The sequence below is a fragment of the Sinorhizobium fredii NGR234 genome (assembly GCF_000018545.1).
Taxonomy (GTDB): Bacteria; Pseudomonadota; Alphaproteobacteria; order Rhizobiales; family Rhizobiaceae; genus Sinorhizobium; species Sinorhizobium fredii_A.
The window spans coordinates 3753785-3768361 of record NC_012587.1 but is presented as its reverse complement, the minus strand read 5'-3'; the positions used below and the strand labels follow the sequence as shown (position 1 = coordinate 3768361).

Genomic DNA, 14577 nt, shown 5'->3' with positions numbered 1-14577 from the left:
GGCTGTCCTTCTCAAGCCGCGAGTATGCGGCGGGCTTTCTCGAGGTCGGCCGGCGTGTCGACGCCGAGCGGCACGGAATGGACGATCTCGACATCGATGCGCATGCCGGCTTCGAGCGCCCGAAGTTGTTCGAGCGATTCGCGTTTCTCGAGCGTCGAAGGCATCAGCGACACGAAGGTCTCGAGTGCCCTGCGCCGGTAGGCGTAGAGGCCGATATGGTGGTAGAGCGGCCCGGCGCCATGCGGCGCCGTCGCGCGGGTGAAATAGAGGGCGCGCAGCCGGCTCTCCGACAGCGGCGATCCGACCACCTTGACGACGTTCGGGTTGGTCTTTTCGTGCTCGTCGGTAATTTCCACCGTCAGCGTGGCGATGTCGGTTGCCGCATTTTCGAGCGGCTTCAGTGCGGCGCGGATCGGACCGGGCTCGATGGTCGGCAGGTCGCCCTGGACGTTGATGACGATCTCGGCCTCGCCATTGGGATCGGCCTTCTGCAGGGCCTCGTAGATCCGGTCGGAGCCCGACTGGTGATCGATGCGCGTCATGATCGCCTCGAAGCCGGCATCGCGCACCGCCTCGAAGACATCGCTATGATCGACGGCGACGACGATTCGGCCGACGTCGGCTTCCGCGGCGCGCCGGGCCACCTGGACGATCATCGGCAGGCCGCAGATGTCGGCAAGCGGCTTGCCCGGCAGGCGCGTCGAGGCCATGCGCGCCGGAATGAGCACGAGGGCTTTGCCTGAATTTTCACGATTCATCGTCTTGCCTTCAAAAACCCCGCAGAAAGTGTCAAAACGTCTCACTTCGGGGTCGATAATCTCTGTTGCAACGCAGAGCCAAAAGACATAGGTTCCGCGCGATTTCAAGATGGGCCGGGTTTTTGTTTGCACCGGTGGCAAAGGGAGCGTTTGCAGATGAATCCATATGTGAACATGGGTGTGGGTGCCTTGCTGGGTACGGTCTTCGTGCTGATGACCGTGTCCATTGCGTCCGAAGGCATTTTCCATTCCGAAGCTCCCGAAAAGGAAGGCTTTGCGATCGTCGCCGAGGAACCGACGGGCGAAGCCGGTGCCGGCGCCGGCGAAGAAGCAAAGCCGGAGCCGATCGGCCCGCTGCTCGCCAAGGCCGACGCGAGCGCCGGCGAAGCCGTCTTCAAGAAATGCGCAAGCTGTCACACCATCGAGAAGGGCGGACCGAACAAGGTCGGCCCCAATCTCTGGAGCGTCGTCAATCGCCCGGTCGCCTCGCATGAGGGCTTCTCCTACTCGGCCGGCATGAAAACCTTTTCCGAAGGCGGCAAGGTCGTCTGGGACTACGATCACCTGAGCTACTTCCTCGAAGCGCCGAAGAAGCATGTGCCGGGCACGGCCATGGGCTTTGCCGGCCTGAAGAAGCCGGACGAGCGCGCCAACCTGCTCGCCTGGCTGCGCGAACAGGCCGACAGCCCGGCACCGCTGCCTGCGGCGGATGCCACCGGCGCGACGGAAGCAGCCCCGGCTGCCGCCCCTGCCGAAGGCCAGGCCGCCACGCCAACCCCGGCCGAAGGCGGTCAGGCGGCGGCGCCTGCTGCTCCGGCTCCGGCCCCGGCAAACTAAGCGCTCGATATTTATTTCGGAGAGCCCGGTCATCGACCGGGCTTTTTCTATCCGATCGGACGCAGCCCCGCAGAAGCGCCGGAAAACTTCGCGCCGATGCCGCGCCTATCGGATTTTCCTTTGGCGATGCTAATATCTGTGCAACTGAGAATGTAACCAAATGCAATCCGATCGAAGCCGGGTCCCCTCTTCATGCGAGCGGGACGGATGCGCTCGGAGCGAAGGAGCGGACGATAGATGACCAGCGGCGGTAGAGAGACTTTCCTGTTCGAGACGCATCCGAGCCCCATGGCAGCCAGCGAGCGCGAGGCCCTGCTGCAGAACCCGGGTTTCGGCCGCGTGCTGACCGACCACATGGCGACGATCCGCTATTCCGAAGGACGCGGCTGGCATGATGCCAAGATCGAGCCGAGAAAGGCTTTCGAGCTCAGCCCCTCGACGGTGGTGCTGCACTATGCCCAGGAGATCTTCGAAGGCATGAAGGCCTATCGCCTGCCCGACGGCGGTGCAACACTGTTCCGGCCTGACGCCAATGCACGCCGTTTCACGAATTCGGCCAACCGTCTGGCGATGGCGCCGTTGCCGGAAGACCTGTTCGTCGAATCCGTGCGGGCTTTGGTCAGGACCGACCGAGACTGGATTCCGGCGGCTGAAGGCGCCTCGCTCTATCTGCGGCCGTTCATGATCGCCACCGAGGCGATCCTCGGCGTGAAGCCATCGTCCGACTATCTCTATTGCGTCATCGCCTCGCCGGTCGGCTCCTATTTCAAGGGCGGCGCGCCGGCGGTGACGCTGTGGGTTTCCGAAAATTACACGCGGGCCGCGCCGGGCGGCACGGGTGAGGCGAAATGCGGCGGCAACTATGCCGCCAGCCTCGCCGCACAGGCGGAAGCGACACGCGAGGGCTGCGACCAGGTCGTCTTCCTCGACGCCGTCGAAAAGCGCTGGATCGAGGAGCTCGGCGGCATGAACGTCTTCTTCGTCTTCGAAGACGGCTCGCTGCAGACGCCGCCGCTCACCGGCACGATCCTGCCGGGCATCACCCGCGATTCGCTGATCACCCTCGCCCGCGACCTGGGCCTCACCGTGCGCGAAGAGCCCTATTCCATCGACCAGTGGCAGGCGGATGCCGAGAGCGGCCGGCTGACCGAGGCCTTTGCCTGCGGGACGGCCGCGGTGGTGACGCCGATCGGCAAGGTCAAGGGCCGGACGCGCAACTTTACGATCGGCGACGGCGGTGCCGGCCCGGTGGCGGCACGGCTGAAGGCGACGCTGCTCGACATCCAGAACGGCCGCGCCCCCGACCGGCACGGCTGGCTCGACCGGCTGTTCTAAAACCTCGGCTTGCCGGCCACCTTCTCCCCCGTAAACGGGGCGAAGGAGACTCGCGGCGAGCACCTGCCCGAAGTTAGCTCTCAAGCGCTTGGTGGGGAGCGGAGCCGGTGCGGCATAGTCCCTTCTCCCCGTCAAAACGGGGAGAAGGTCGCGGCAGCGGGATGAGGGGCAAAAACCGGGGGTACCCCCCCATCACATCAGCAGATAGGCCCAGGCCGACACGCTGACGACGCCGAGCGCCGTTGTCAGGGTGATGGTCGAGGAGGCAAGTCCGTGGCCGACATTGAAGTGGTTGGCGATCAGCCAGGCGTTGACCCCGGTCGGCACGGAAGAGGTAAGGACGAGGGCGGCGGTCCAGCTGTCGCTCAATCCCAGGAGATGGCAGGCGGCGAAGACGGCGCCCGGCAGCACGACGAGCTTCAGCGTGCTGGTGACGGTGGCAAGTCCGGTATTGCCGGCGAGCCCGTATTTATCGAGCGCCATGCCGATCGAGACGAGCGCGGCGGGTGCGGCGACGCCGGCAAGCTGGTCGACGACGATCTTGGCCGGGCCGCCGAGCGGCTGGCCGAGAAGATGGAAGAGCGCGCCGAAGGCGAGCCCGATCACCAGCGGATTGCGGACGAGATTGCGGCCGACGCCGGCCAGTAGCTTGACGAGGCTCTGCCGCGGCCGGCCGCTGGCCTTCTGGTCGGCACGGTCCATCAGCACGGTGCCGGCGATCATCATCACCGGCAGATGCACTGAAAGCAGGATCGAAAGCGCGACGATCCCCTCCTCGCCGACCACGCGCGAAACCAGCGGCAGGCCAATGAACACCGTGTTGGCGAAGGCCGAAGAGACGCCCGCCAGAACACCCATGCGCGGATCGCGGCCGAAGCCGAGCGTCGCGGCCAGGTGGCCGAGGGTCCAGGTGACCGCGACGCCGGAGAAATAGGCGACCCAGAGCGGCCAGGGTGACCCCTCCTTGAAATCCGCTTCGGCGATGGTGCGGAACAGCAGGACCGGCACGGCCACCCGGAAGACAAAATCGCCGAGCGCTTCGCCGACGGCCGGCTTCAGGTAGCCGACCTTGACGATCAGCCAGCCGGTCAGGATCAAAATGAAGATCGGGAGCACATTCAGGAAAACTTCGGACATGCGCGAGCCTTGAAACACGACGTTTCGGCAAACCGACCGATGACGATCGATTCCAGGGAACAGGTCGGAGGGGGCGCGCCCGAAGCCGCGCCTTGTTCATGCAGATGGCTTCCCGAGCCATAGACTCGTTTAGACTGCCGAGGCAAGGGCGCGTCCGGGAAAAGGCGGCGCTCCTGGGCCCGGAACATTCCGGTGTTACAGCGCGTTGCGCTTGAGGACGGGGATACCGGAATGTCGAACGAGCATCCGATCTATTCGCACAAGGACGACGACCCGCATCTGACCGATGACGATCTGGCCCAGAAGGTCCTGCGCTTTCTTCGCTACGCCGGCTTCATCGACACGAGCGACATAGAGGTTATCGCACTCGGCCATATGGTCGTTCTGTCCGGCACGGTCGCGCGCGACGCGGACATCGCCTGCGCCGGGGAGGCAGCGGCCTCGGTCATCGGCGTGCAGAGCGTCGAGAACCGGCTGAGGACGCGGCCGGGCGAGGCCGAAGGCTGAGCCGCGGCAATCGACACGTGATAGCATGCCCATCCGGGAGAGCAGATCATGGCCAACGGTATCGAAAAGAGCATTGAACTCGCTGCCCCGATCGAACGGGTCTGGAGCGCGTTGACCGACCATGAGGCCTTCGGGCAATGGTTTCGCGTCAAGCTCGACGGTCCCTTCGTCGTCGGCCAGGTCACCACCGGCCAGATCACCTATCCCGGTCACGAGGGCGTCAAGTGGACGTCGGTGACGGAGGAGATTGATGCGCCCCGTTTGTTTGCGTTCCGCTGGCCGCATTCCGAGAACCCCGACGCCGATATTTCGAGCGCACCTTCGACACGCGTCGAATTTCGCCTGAAGCCAACGGCGAAGGGGACGCATCTGACGATCAGCGAATCCGGCTTCGAAACACTGCCGGAAGACCGCCGCGAAGAGGCCCGGGACGGCAACGAGGAGGGATGGGAGATCCAAGTCCAGAACATAAAGGCCTTCGTTGAAGCCTGATCCCGCGGCTGCGCCTGCGCGCTATCCCGACATTGACGTCGGAGGCCGCCGCGATACCTTTGCCGAAAGGGGAGGCAGGCGAATGTGCGGACGCGTCTACATCAAGAGCAATCTCGACGGCCTGTTGCGCGAATTCTCGTTTGCCGAACGGGACGCGGTCGAGGGGATGGCGAACCAGTTCCCGCGCTATAACGGCGCGCCCTCGCTCTACTATCCGATCATCATCACCGACGTGATCCGCGACCCGGACGTGTTCGGCCCGACCTTCGTCAGCGCCCGCTGGGGGCTGATCCCGCGCTTCACGAAGGCGCAGCCCGGCCGGCCGCCGCCGATCAATGCGCGCTGCGAAGGCATCTCGATCGTCGGGCTGTTCAAGGAAGCCTATCGCCGGCGCCGCTGCCTGATCCCGGTCGACGGCTTCTTCGAATGGAAGGACATCTACGGCACCGGCAAGAACAAGCAACCCTACGCGATCGCCATGGAATCCGGCCAGCCCTTCGCTCTTGCCGGACTCTGGGATACCTGGCGCGACCCGAAGACCGACGAGGACATCCGCACCTTCTGCGTCATCACCTGCCCGGCGAACGAGATGATCGCGACGATCCACGACCGCATGCCGGTGATCCTGCACGCGCAGGACTACGAACGCTGGCTTTCCCCGGAAGCGGACCCTTCCGATCTGATGAAGCCGTTTCCGGCGAAACTGATGACGATGTGGCCGATCGACCGGAAAGTCGGTTCACCGAAGTATGAGGCGGCCGATATTCTGGACCCGATCGAGCCTCTGGAGGAAGACTGAGCCCTGCAGCGTCTCCGACCTCTCATGCGCGCAGGCCCGGCGCCTCCTGCCCGGTGCGCTCGACATATTCGGTGTAGCCACCGCCATATTGATGGATTCCGTCGGGCGTCAGTTCCAGCACCCGGTTGGACAGTGCCGACAGGAAACGGCGGTCGTGCGAGACGAACAGCATGGTGCCCTCATAGGCCGAGAGCGCCTTGATCAGCATCTCCTTGGTGTCGAGGTCGAGGTGGTTGGTCGGTTCGTCGAGCACGAGGAAGTTCGGCGGATCGAACAGCATGGCGGCCATCACCAGCCGCGCCTTCTCGCCGCCGGAGAGCACCCGGCAGCGCTTCTCGACGTCATCACCGGAAAAGCCGAAACAGCCGGCGAGTGCGCGGAGCGGCGCCTGCCCGGCCTTCGGAAAACGTTCCTCCAGCCATTGAAGGACGGTGCTGTCGCCGTCGAGCAGGTCCATGGAATGCTGGGCGAAGTAGCCCAGCTTGACGCTGGCGCCGAGCGTCACGCTGCCCTTGTCCGGCTGGGCGGAACCCGTGACGAGCTTCAGCAACGTGGATTTTCCGGCGCCGTTGATCCCCATGATGCACCAGCGTTCGCGCCGGCGCACCATGAAGTCGAGTCCGCCATAGATCGACCGGCTGCCATAGGCCTTGTGCACGCTCCTGATATTGACGACGTCTTCGCCGGAGCGCGGCGCCGGCAGGAACTCGAAGGCAACCGTCTGGCGGCGGCGCGGCGGCTCGACGCGGTCGATCTTTTCAAGCTTCTTGACGCGGCTCTGAACCTGCGAGGCATGCGAGGCGCGGGCCTTGAAGCGCTCGATGAACTTGATCTCCTTGGCGAGCATGGCCTGCTGGCGCTCGAACTGGGCCTGCTGCTGCCTCTCGTTCAGCGCCCGCTGCTCCTCGTAGAAGCCGTAGTCACCGGAATAGCTCGTCAGCGCGCCGGCATCGATCTCGATGATCCTGGTAACGATCCGGTTCATGAACTCGCGGTCATGCGAGGTCATCAGCAGGGCGCCGTCATAGGTTTTCAGGAAATCTTCCAGCCAGATCAGGCTTTCGAGATCGAGATGGTTGCTCGGCTCGTCGAGCAGCATGACGTCCGGGCGCATCAGCAGGATGCGGGCGAGCGCGACGCGCATCTTCCAGCCGCCCGAGAGCTTGGCGACGTCGCCGTCCATCATCTCCTGGCTGAAGCTCAAGCCCGCCAGCACCTCGCGGGCACGCCCCTCCAGCGCATAGCCGTCAAGTTCCTCGTAACGCGCCTGCACCTCGCCATAGCGCTCGATGATCGCGTCCATTTCGTCCATCCGGTTAGGGTCCGACATGGCCGCCTCGAGCTCGCGCAGCTCCGCCGCCACGGCGCTGACAGGGCCGGCGCCTTCCATGACCTCGGCGACCGCCGAGCGCCCGGTCATCTCGCCGACATCCTGGTCGAAATAGCCGACCGTCACGCCCTTTTCGACGGAAACCTGCCCCTCGTCGGGCTGTTCCTCGCCGGTGATCATCCGGAAGAGCGTCGTCTTTCCCGCCCCGTTCGGACCGACAAGGCCGATTTTCTCGCCACGGTTCAAGGCTGCCGAGGCTTCGATGTAGAGAATGCGATGACTGTTGGACTTGCTGATGTTCTCGATGCGGATCATGTGGGGAGAAGACCTGGTGGGATTTTTCGGGCACCCCTATGCCACGGGCCGGCGCCGCTGTCACGCATCCCCGGCATCAAGATAGCGCCCTGCTTCGTTGGAGACATTCTGACGGTCCTGCGAAGCTTGAATAACGAGGCAGGATGGCGGACAGAGAGGGATTCGAACCCTCGATACGCTTTCACGTATACACGCGTTCCAGGCGTGCGCCTTCAACCACTCGGCCACCTGTCCATCCGTCTGCAGCCGTTGGTCAGTCCGGCTACTGCCGGCAAGAACCGGCGGACGGGCGCGATATATACCGATGATTGGCGCCGGATCAACTGGTTTCTGACAGATTGTTGACATTGCGTGAGATGTTGTGGCTCGGCCCGCCATTGCGCTTGGCCGGCGGCGCGCCTATCTCTTTGCGCAAGACACGCCCAGCGTGAATCGGCCCCGCGTCAAAGGACGCTCGGCGTTGGAGAAACACGGCTGGAATCGATCGACTGGCGCGGGAGGCGAACCCGGCCGAGGAGGGTGAATGCGGCTCTTGCTGCGGTTTGCAAGCTTTGTTGCGCTGACGGCCGCCGTGCTTGCCGGCACGGTCGATTCGATCCAGTCGGTGGCGGCTTCCGAGCCTGTTCTGACGCCGCTGGCGGAAGGGATCGCGCTGCTCGGCCCGGACGCGCTCAACTGGGTGCAATCGCTGCAGCGAACCGATGCGGGACCCGCCATCTGGCTGACCGCCCTGCACTGGGTCTTCATGCAGCCGGCCTTCGCCGTGTTCCTGGTCATCGCCCTCCTCCTGTGGATGGCGGGATACAAGAAAAAGCCGGCCGCCGGGCGCTTTGCGGCCTGAAGCCGTCTCCCTTGCTCAACGCTTTTGGTGCATCGAAAGGAGCCGCAGATGTTTCTGATCGACATGTTCAACAAGAAGACCATCCTGCCGGACGCCGAGACCGCGCTTCCCGGCCGCGCCGAGGCAATTCCGACGGCTGCGGCGCACTTCGTTTCCGGCCGGCCGCTCAAAGGCCCCTATCCGGACGGCATGAAGAAAGTGCTGTTCGGCATGGGCTGCTTCTGGGGCGCCGAGCGGCTGTTCTGGCAGATCCCCGGCGTCTACGTGACCGCGGTCGGCTATGCCGGCGGGCTGACGCCGAACCCGACCTACCAGGAGACGACGACTGGGCTGACCGGCCATGCGGAGGTCGTGCTGGTCGTCTACGACCCGGAGAAGGTCTCGCTTGCCCGCCTGCTCAAGACCTTTTTCGAGGAGCACGATCCGACCCAGGGCATGCGCCAGGGCAACGATATCGGCACGACCTATCGCTCGGCTGTCTATGTCTTTGACGAAGGGCAGCTTGCCGAGGCGAACGCGGCCCGCAACGCCTTCAAGAGGGCGCTGAACGCCTTCAACCACGGCCGCGAGATCACCACGGAGATCGCCATGGCAGGTCCCTTCTACTACGCCGAGGACTACCACCAGCAGTATCTCGCCAAGAACCCGGACGGCTATTGCGGCCTGCGCGGCACCGGCGTCAGCTGCCCGATCGGCTGAAGCCAAATCCACGTCCATCTTCGCCAGCCGCCGGCTCTTAGCGGGGAGCCGGCGGCATTTTTACCATCCGAAAAATTTTGGATGTTTTTTGCGAGAAGCCGTGCAAGGATGCGGCCACCCAAGCCTTAAATAGAAGAGGGGCGGGTTCCGCGGAGAAGGCTCCTGCCGCCGCCGGAAATCCCGAAAAAGATCCAATTGCGACAACAGGGCTGCAAGATGAAAAAAACCATTCTCGGTCTCTTTGCTTTCTCGATGATGTCGGCGACGGCGCTGGCCGCCGACACCAAGCCGGCGCTCATCTACGACCTCGGCGGCAAGTTCGACAAATCCTTCAACGAGGCGGCCTTCAACGGCGCCGAAAAGTTCAAGGCCGAGTCGGGCATCGAATACCGCGAATTCGAGATCGCCAACGATGCCCAGCGCGAACAGGCGCTGCGCCGCTTCGCCAGCGACGGCAATAGCCCGATCGTCATGGCCGGCTTCAACTGGGCCGCATCGCTCGAGAAGATCGCCGCGGAATACCCGGATACGAAATTCGCCATCATCGACATGGTGGTCGAAAAGCCGAACGTCAAATCGATCGTCTTCAAGGAACAGGAAGGCTCCTACCTGGTCGGCGTGCTGGCCGGGCTTGCCTCCAAGTCGAAGACCGTCAGCTTCGTCGGCGGCATGGACATCCCGCTGATCCACAAATTCGCCTGCGGCTATGTCGGCGGCGCCAAGTCGGTCGGCGGAGACGTCAAGGTGCTCGAAGCCTATACGGGCACGACGCCGGACGCCTGGAACGATCCGGTCAAGGGCGGCGAAATCGCCAAGTCGCAGATCGACCAGGGCGCGGACGTCGTCTATCACGCCGCCGGCGGCACGGGTGTGGGCGTCTTACAGGCGGCGGCGGATGCCGGCAAGCTCGGCATCGGCGTCGACTCCAACCAGAACATGCTGCAGCCGGGCAAGGTGCTGACCTCGATGCTGAAGCGCGTCGACGTCGCCGTCTATGACGCCTTCACGGCGGCCAAGAACGACAAGTTCGAGTTCGGCATCTCCAACCTCGGCCTTAAGGAAGACGGCGTCGGCTACGCGCTCGACGAGAACAACAAGCCGCTGATTACGCCGGAAATGCTCGATGCGGTCGAGAAGGTGAAAGCCGACATCATCGCCGGCAAGGTGCAGGTGCACGACTACATGACGGACGAGACCTGCCCGTATTGATCGGCACGGCCTGACAAAGGAGCCGCCGGTTCGAAGGAGCCGGCGGCTTCTTGCTGCCGCGCATCAAAAATGCGGCGGACGCGTCACCGGGATCGCTTCGCGGGTCTCTTCCTCGAGACTCAGGAACCGCTCGGTCAGCCGGTCGAGCTTGGCGCGCGTCTGCTCGACCACCTTCCACTGCTCGGCGAGCTGGTCGGAAAGCTCCTCGATGGTCTTCGCCTGATGCGCTACCATCTCTTCCAAACCGACGATCCGGCTTTCCATCTCGCTCATGCGCGTCTCCATGTTTTTCCCTGTTCGATGGCCGATTGACCAGCCTGGCAACCCCGTCAAGCGAGCGGTCAGCCGCGTGCCCCGGCGGCAACCGGGTCCGCGGCGGCGAAGCCGGGATCGCGCGCCGAAAGCCGCTTGTGCAAGTGCACCATCATGCCCGCTGCAAAGAGCGGCGTCAGCAGGTTGATGAACGGCACGGCCAGAAAAGCCGCCACCACCAGGCCGGCGAGAAACACCGTGGCGCGGTGCTTGGCGCGGAAGAGCCGCGCCTCGGCCGGCGTGCGGTGCCGCATGGCGGCGAACTCGAAGAATTCGCGTCCGAGCAGATAGCCGTTGACGAGGAAGAAGGCGATGAGGTTGACGCCCGGCACGAGCAGCAGAAAGAGCGCGAGGATGTTGCCGAGAACGACGACGCCGAGAAATTTCACCGAGCTCACCATCGCCTCGGCGAGCGGCAGCGGGGTCCCCGGCGGCTCGGCCGGATAGTCGCGCTTCTCCACCACTTCGGCGACATCGTCGAGGAAGAAGCCGGCGATCAGCGCCGTCACCGGGGCGAGCAGCAGCGCCAAGGCGAGCGCGAGGCCCAGGCTGGCGAAAATGCCGACGACGAAGGTGATCCAGCCGGCCCATTCCGGCGTGCCGGGCATCAATACGTCGATCCAGGGAAGGGCAAGCCAGACGAACAGTTCGCGCAGCGCGAACCAGAGGGCGACGAGCGCCAGCAGCGTGAGGCCGATGACCTTCCAGAAAACGGCACGTGTCTCCGAAGCAAAGAGATTGGTGAAGGCGAGCCGCGCCGAGTCGAGAATCATCATGGATCTCCGCAAAGGACAAGTGGGACCGATGTAGGCAGCCGCACGGGCGTCGGCAAGGCACTTGCGCCGCGTCCTCTGGCATTGCACCTAAGAATCTGACGCTGGCAAACACAGTGCACGGCGATATGCTAAAGCGGAAAAACAGCTGGGCCGCTACGCCGGACCCGATGACAGCCAGGGGAAAAGCCATGACCCATCACAAGACGCTCGCGAGCCTCGCCGTTCTCGTGCAATCGGGACAATTGGATCCGGTCGCGCTCGCCGGCGACACGCTGACGCGGATCGAAACCCATGCCGACCAGTCGATCTTCGTTGGGCTGACGCGCGAGCGCGCCGAGCGGGAAGCCAAGGCGGCCTCCGAACGGATCAAGGCCGGCCGCTCGCTCGGCCTGCTCGACGGATTGCCGGTCGCCTGGAAGGATCTCTTCGATATGGCGGGCAGCGTCACCACCGCCGGCTCCGTCGTGCTGAAGGACAATCCCCCGGCTTCCTCGGACGCAGCCGTCGTTGCGGCGCTTGGCAGTGCCGGCATGGTGAGCGTCGGCCGCACCAATATGAGCGAGTTCGCCTTCTCCGGCCTCGGCGTCAATCCGCATTACGGCACGCCCCGCAATCCGGCGTCGCCGGACGTGCACCGCATTCCCGGCGGCTCCTCCTCCGGCTCGGCCGCGGCAGTCGCCGCCGGGCTCGTGCCGCTGGCGATCGGCACCGACACCGGCGGTTCGGTGCGCATTCCGGCGGCGATGACCGGCATTGTCGGCTACAAGGCGACGCGCGGCCGATACACGATGAAGGGCGTCTTTCCGCTCGCCCAGAGCCTCGATTCGCTCGGCCCCCTGTGCCACAGCGTGCAGGATGCCGTTTGGGCGGATGCGGCCATGCACAGCCTGACGGCGCCGGTGATCCGCCGCGCCGAGCTTGCCGATCTCTCGCTCGTCATTCCCGAGACGATCGTCTTCGACGAGGCGGAGGCCGAGGTCGTCGCCGCTTTCGAGACGGCGATCAAAAGGCTCGAGGCTGCCGGGGTCCGGGTACGGCGGCAGGCTTTCCCGAGCTTCGCCGAAATCTTCGAGCTGATTGCCCGCCACGGCGCATTGGTGAATGCGGAGGCCTATGCGCTGCACCGCGAGCGGCTTGCCGGATCGGACGCCGCCCGCATGGATCAGCGTGTCGTCGTCCGGACCCGCCTCGGCGAGAAAATCACCGTTGGCGACTACATCGCCCTTCTCTATGCCCGCGATCGTTTGATCCACGAGACCGTCGAAAGCCTGAAGCCTGGCGAACTGATCGCGCATCCGACAGTGCCCCATGTGGCGCCGCCGGTCGATCCGCTGCTTGCCGACGACGATCTGTTCTTCAAGGTCAACGCCAAGACGCTGCGCAATACGTCGATCGGCAATTTCCTCGATTTCTGCGGCGTGTCCATTCCCTGCGGCACCGGGGCGGCGGGGATGCCGGTCGGCTTCCTTCTCTCCGCGCCGCACCACCAGGACGACCGGCTGCTTTCCGCAGCACTGGCGCTTGAGGCGCTGATCCGGGGCGAGGCATGATCGTCTGCTTCGATATCGGCGGATCGGCTATCAAGGGCGCCATCACCCATTCGCCGGAGCGGATCTTCCCGCTGCCCCGCCGGACGACGCCGCTTGCCGATTTCCGCCGTTTCGTCGAAGCACTAGAATCGGTGCTCGACGAGGCGGGCGGCGTGCCCGACCGAGTTGCCATTTCGGTCACCGGCGTCATCGATCCGGATACGCGGCGGATCAAATGCGCTAACATCCCCTGCATCGACGGGCGCGAGCTGGCGGCCGAGCTCGAGGCGGCGCTTCACCTGCCGGTGGTGATCGCCAATGACGCCGACTGTTTCACGCTGGCGGAAGCCGGGATCGGCGCCGGTCGCGGCCATCGCATCGTGTTCGGGGCGATCCTCGGCACCGGCGTCGGCGGCGGTCTGGTGGTGGATGGCAGGCTGATCAATGCCGATGGCGGCTTTGCCGGCGAATGGGGCCACGGCCCGGTGGCTGCGTCATACGCCGGGCACCCACCCATCGCGATCCCGACCTTCGACTGCGGCTGCGGCCAACGCGGCTGCGTCGATACCGTCGGAGGCGCGCGCGGGCTCGAGCGTCTCCACGAGACGATCCACGGCAGGTCGCTTTCCAGCCGCGAAATCATCGCGGCCTGGCAGGCCGAAGAGACCGAGGCGGCGCGGACCATCGACATCTTCGTCGACCTCGTCAGCGCGCCGCTGGCGCTCGTCATCAACATCACCGGCGCGACCATCGTGCCGGTCGGCGGCGGTCTCTCCAATTCCGAGGCGCTGCTCATCGAGATCGACCGGGCGGTACGAGAGCGCAGCCTCCGCCGCTTCCAAAGACCGCTGGTTGTGCGCGGCGAATGCCGGGTGGAGCCGGGGCTGATCGGCGCCGCCCTGCTCGGTTTCGGGGGGACCGGCCGATGAGCAGCATCCTGCTCGAGGTCTGCGTCGATGACGCCGAAGGTCTGGCGGCTGCGGTCGAAGGCGGCGCGGACCGCATCGAACTCTGTTCGGCGCTCGCCGTCGGCGGGCTGACTCCGAGCGCCGGCCTAATGGCGCTTGCGGCCGGCGCGCCGGTGCCGGCCTATGCGATGATCCGGCCGCGCCCCGGCGACTTCGTGTTCAACGCCGACGAACTCGACATCATGCGCCGCGACATCGATGCGGTACGCGCCGCCGGGCTCGCCGGCGTCGTGCTCGGCGCATCGCTGCCGGGCGGACGGCTCGACGCACGGACGCTCGGCGAGCTCACCTGCCAGGCCGCTGGGTTGGGGCTGACTCTGCATCGCGCCTTCGACCTTGTGCCGGATTTCACTGAGGCGATCGCCAGCGCAGTGGACCTCGGCTTCGAGCGTATCCTGACCTCCGGCGGCGCCAGAACCGCGCCGGAAGCGGTCGATATGCTGGCCCGGTTGATGGAACTGGCCGACGGCCGGCTCTCGATCATGCCGGGCTCCGGCGTCACCGTGCATATGATCGGTCAGATCTTGCCAAAGCTGCGCGTCACCGAGGTTCATTCCTCGTGCTCAATTCTTGAGCCGGCTAATGATGCGAGGGTGGTTGAGATGGGCTTTGCGCCGCCGGAACGCCGCCGCACGGATACGGCAACCGTCATGGCGCTGAAGGCGAGACTCGGAGCCTTCACGACCTAGAGAGAAATTGGGTCTAGCTGGCTGGTTGCCGCGAGCATCTGGCA

General features: G+C 64.9%; 16 protein-coding genes and 1 tRNA gene. 11 read left to right on the top strand and 6 right to left on the bottom strand.

All coding sequences use genetic code 11. The features are described 5' to 3' along the window. Positions 1-11: 11 nt before the first annotated feature. Positions 12-758 (bottom strand): 3-deoxy-manno-octulosonate cytidylyltransferase, encoded by a 747-nt coding sequence (locus NGR_RS28860; protein ID WP_164924557.1) that lies wholly within the window; start codon positions 756-758, stop codon positions 12-14. 156 nt (positions 759-914) lie between these two features. Here NGR_RS28860 and NGR_RS28855 point away from each other — a divergent pair, with 156 nt between their 5' ends. Continuing rightward, positions 915-1595 carry a c-type cytochrome gene (locus NGR_RS28855; protein ID WP_012710018.1) on the top strand — a complete coding sequence of 227 codons (681 nt, stop codon included), beginning with the start codon at positions 915-917 and terminating at the stop codon, positions 1593-1595. 237 nt (positions 1596-1832) lie between these two features. Further along, the gene (locus NGR_RS28850) at positions 1833-2930 is read left to right on the top strand and encodes a branched-chain amino acid aminotransferase (protein ID WP_012710017.1); all 1098 of its coding nucleotides are present in this window, start codon (positions 1833-1835) and stop codon (positions 2928-2930) included. A gap of 192 nt (positions 2931-3122) precedes the next feature. On the opposite strand, the gene NGR_RS28845 is transcribed toward NGR_RS28850, so the two are convergent. Continuing rightward, positions 3123-4067 (bottom strand): AEC family transporter, encoded by a 945-nt coding sequence (locus tag NGR_RS28845; protein ID WP_012710016.1) that lies wholly within the window; start codon positions 4065-4067, stop codon positions 3123-3125. A 231-nt stretch (positions 4068-4298) separates the two neighbouring features. Between NGR_RS28845 and NGR_RS28840 the strand changes: the two genes are divergently transcribed. The 3 genes from NGR_RS28840 (at position 4299) to NGR_RS28830 (ending at position 5865) form a co-directional block, all read left to right on the top strand. Further along, positions 4299-4574, top strand: coding sequence for a BON domain-containing protein (locus NGR_RS28840; RefSeq protein WP_012710015.1), 276 nt, complete (start codon positions 4299-4301; stop codon positions 4572-4574). A 48-nt stretch (positions 4575-4622) separates the two neighbouring features. Then, complete coding sequence (locus NGR_RS28835) at positions 4623-5066, top strand: SRPBCC family protein (RefSeq protein WP_012710014.1); 444 nt, start codon at positions 4623-4625, stop codon at positions 5064-5066. 82 nt (positions 5067-5148) lie between these two features. Continuing rightward, the gene (locus NGR_RS28830; RefSeq protein ID WP_012710013.1) at positions 5149-5865 is read left to right on the top strand and encodes an SOS response-associated peptidase; all 717 of its coding nucleotides are present in this window, start codon (positions 5149-5151) and stop codon (positions 5863-5865) included. 22 nt (positions 5866-5887) lie between these two features. Here NGR_RS28830 and abc-f read toward each other — a convergent pair whose 3' ends face one another. Both abc-f and NGR_RS28820 read right to left on the bottom strand, forming a co-directional pair. Further along, positions 5888-7510: a ribosomal protection-like ABC-F family protein gene (abc-f, locus tag NGR_RS28825; protein WP_012710012.1), complete on the bottom strand. Its 1623-nt coding sequence runs from the start codon at positions 7508-7510 to the stop codon at positions 5888-5890. 144 nt (positions 7511-7654) lie between these two features. Then, positions 7655-7744, bottom strand: a tRNA-Ser gene (locus NGR_RS28820). A 289-nt stretch (positions 7745-8033) separates the two neighbouring features. Here NGR_RS28820 and NGR_RS28815 point away from each other — a divergent pair. The 3 genes from NGR_RS28815 to NGR_RS28805 all read left to right on the top strand — a co-directional run bounded on the left by NGR_RS28815 (position 8034) and on the right by NGR_RS28805 (position 10259). Next, entirely contained in the window at positions 8034-8351 is a 318-nt protein-coding gene (locus tag NGR_RS28815) for a hypothetical protein (protein ID WP_012710011.1), read from the top strand. A gap of 48 nt (positions 8352-8399) precedes the next feature. Then, positions 8400-9050 carry a peptide-methionine (S)-S-oxide reductase MsrA gene (gene msrA / locus NGR_RS28810; protein WP_012710010.1) on the top strand — a complete coding sequence of 217 codons (651 nt, stop codon included), beginning with the start codon at positions 8400-8402 and terminating at the stop codon, positions 9048-9050. 216 nt (positions 9051-9266) lie between these two features. Beyond that, positions 9267-10259, top strand: coding sequence for a BMP family lipoprotein (locus tag NGR_RS28805; RefSeq protein ID WP_012710009.1), 993 nt, complete (start codon positions 9267-9269; stop codon positions 10257-10259). A 63-nt stretch (positions 10260-10322) separates the two neighbouring features. Here NGR_RS28805 and NGR_RS28800 read toward each other — a convergent pair whose 3' ends face one another. Both NGR_RS28800 and NGR_RS28795 read right to left on the bottom strand, forming a co-directional pair. Continuing rightward, complete coding sequence (locus NGR_RS28800; protein WP_164924556.1) at positions 10323-10532, bottom strand: SlyX family protein; 210 nt, start codon at positions 10530-10532, stop codon at positions 10323-10325. 68 nt (positions 10533-10600) lie between these two features. Continuing rightward, positions 10601-11344, bottom strand: a complete 744-nt coding sequence (locus NGR_RS28795; RefSeq protein ID WP_164924695.1) for a sulfate transporter family protein — start codon at positions 11342-11344, stop codon at positions 10601-10603. A gap of 191 nt (positions 11345-11535) precedes the next feature. Between NGR_RS28795 and NGR_RS28790 the strand changes: the two genes are divergently transcribed. From NGR_RS28790 to NGR_RS28780, 3 genes are read left to right on the top strand one after another with little or no spacing between them, the layout of a single operon-like run. Further along, complete coding sequence (locus NGR_RS28790) at positions 11536-12897, top strand: amidase (protein WP_012710006.1); 1362 nt, start codon at positions 11536-11538, stop codon at positions 12895-12897. Next, entirely contained in the window at positions 12894-13805 is a 912-nt protein-coding gene (locus tag NGR_RS28785) for an ROK family protein (RefSeq protein WP_012710005.1), read from the top strand. Before NGR_RS28790 ends, NGR_RS28785 begins: the two co-directional genes overlap by 4 nt. Further along, positions 13802-14533: a copper homeostasis protein CutC gene (locus tag NGR_RS28780; RefSeq protein WP_012710004.1), complete on the top strand. Its 732-nt coding sequence runs from the start codon at positions 13802-13804 to the stop codon at positions 14531-14533. Before NGR_RS28785 ends, NGR_RS28780 begins: the two co-directional genes overlap by 4 nt. Positions 14534-14577 lie beyond the last annotated feature (44 nt).

Bases quoted from the DNA above. Each gene is read 5' to 3' on its own strand.
- NGR_RS28830 (WP_012710013.1), top strand. From the start codon at position 5,149: ATGTGCGGACGCGTCTACATCAAGAGCAATCTCGACGGCCTGTTGCGC.
- NGR_RS28840 (WP_012710015.1), top strand. From the start codon at position 4,299: ATGTCGAACGAGCATCCGATCTATTCGCACAAGGACGACGACCCGCAT.
- NGR_RS28845 (WP_012710016.1), bottom strand. From the start codon at position 4,067: ATGTCCGAAGTTTTCCTGAATGTGCTCCCGATCTTCATTTTGATCCTG.
- NGR_RS28800 (WP_164924556.1), bottom strand. From the start codon at position 10,532: ATGAGCGAGATGGAAAGCCGGATCGTCGGTTTGGAAGAGATGGTAGCG.
- NGR_RS28805 (WP_012710009.1), top strand. From the start codon at position 9,267: ATGAAAAAAACCATTCTCGGTCTCTTTGCTTTCTCGATGATGTCGGCG.
- abc-f (WP_012710012.1), bottom strand. From the start codon at position 7,510: ATGATCCGCATCGAGAACATCAGCAAGTCCAACAGTCATCGCATTCTC.
- NGR_RS28785 (WP_012710005.1), top strand. From the start codon at position 12,894: ATGATCGTCTGCTTCGATATCGGCGGATCGGCTATCAAGGGCGCCATC.
- NGR_RS28795 (WP_164924695.1), bottom strand. From the start codon at position 11,344: ATGATTCTCGACTCGGCGCGGCTCGCCTTCACCAATCTCTTTGCTTCG.
- NGR_RS28790 (WP_012710006.1), top strand. From the start codon at position 11,536: ATGACCCATCACAAGACGCTCGCGAGCCTCGCCGTTCTCGTGCAATCG.
- NGR_RS28860 (WP_164924557.1), bottom strand. From the start codon at position 758: ATGAATCGTGAAAATTCAGGCAAAGCCCTCGTGCTCATTCCGGCGCGC.
- NGR_RS28850 (WP_012710017.1), top strand. From the start codon at position 1,833: ATGACCAGCGGCGGTAGAGAGACTTTCCTGTTCGAGACGCATCCGAGC.
- NGR_RS28815 (WP_012710011.1), top strand. From the start codon at position 8,034: ATGCGGCTCTTGCTGCGGTTTGCAAGCTTTGTTGCGCTGACGGCCGCC.
- NGR_RS28780 (WP_012710004.1), top strand. From the start codon at position 13,802: ATGAGCAGCATCCTGCTCGAGGTCTGCGTCGATGACGCCGAAGGTCTG.
- msrA (WP_012710010.1), top strand. From the start codon at position 8,400: ATGTTTCTGATCGACATGTTCAACAAGAAGACCATCCTGCCGGACGCC.
- NGR_RS28855 (WP_012710018.1), top strand. From the start codon at position 915: ATGAATCCATATGTGAACATGGGTGTGGGTGCCTTGCTGGGTACGGTC.
- NGR_RS28835 (WP_012710014.1), top strand. From the start codon at position 4,623: ATGGCCAACGGTATCGAAAAGAGCATTGAACTCGCTGCCCCGATCGAA.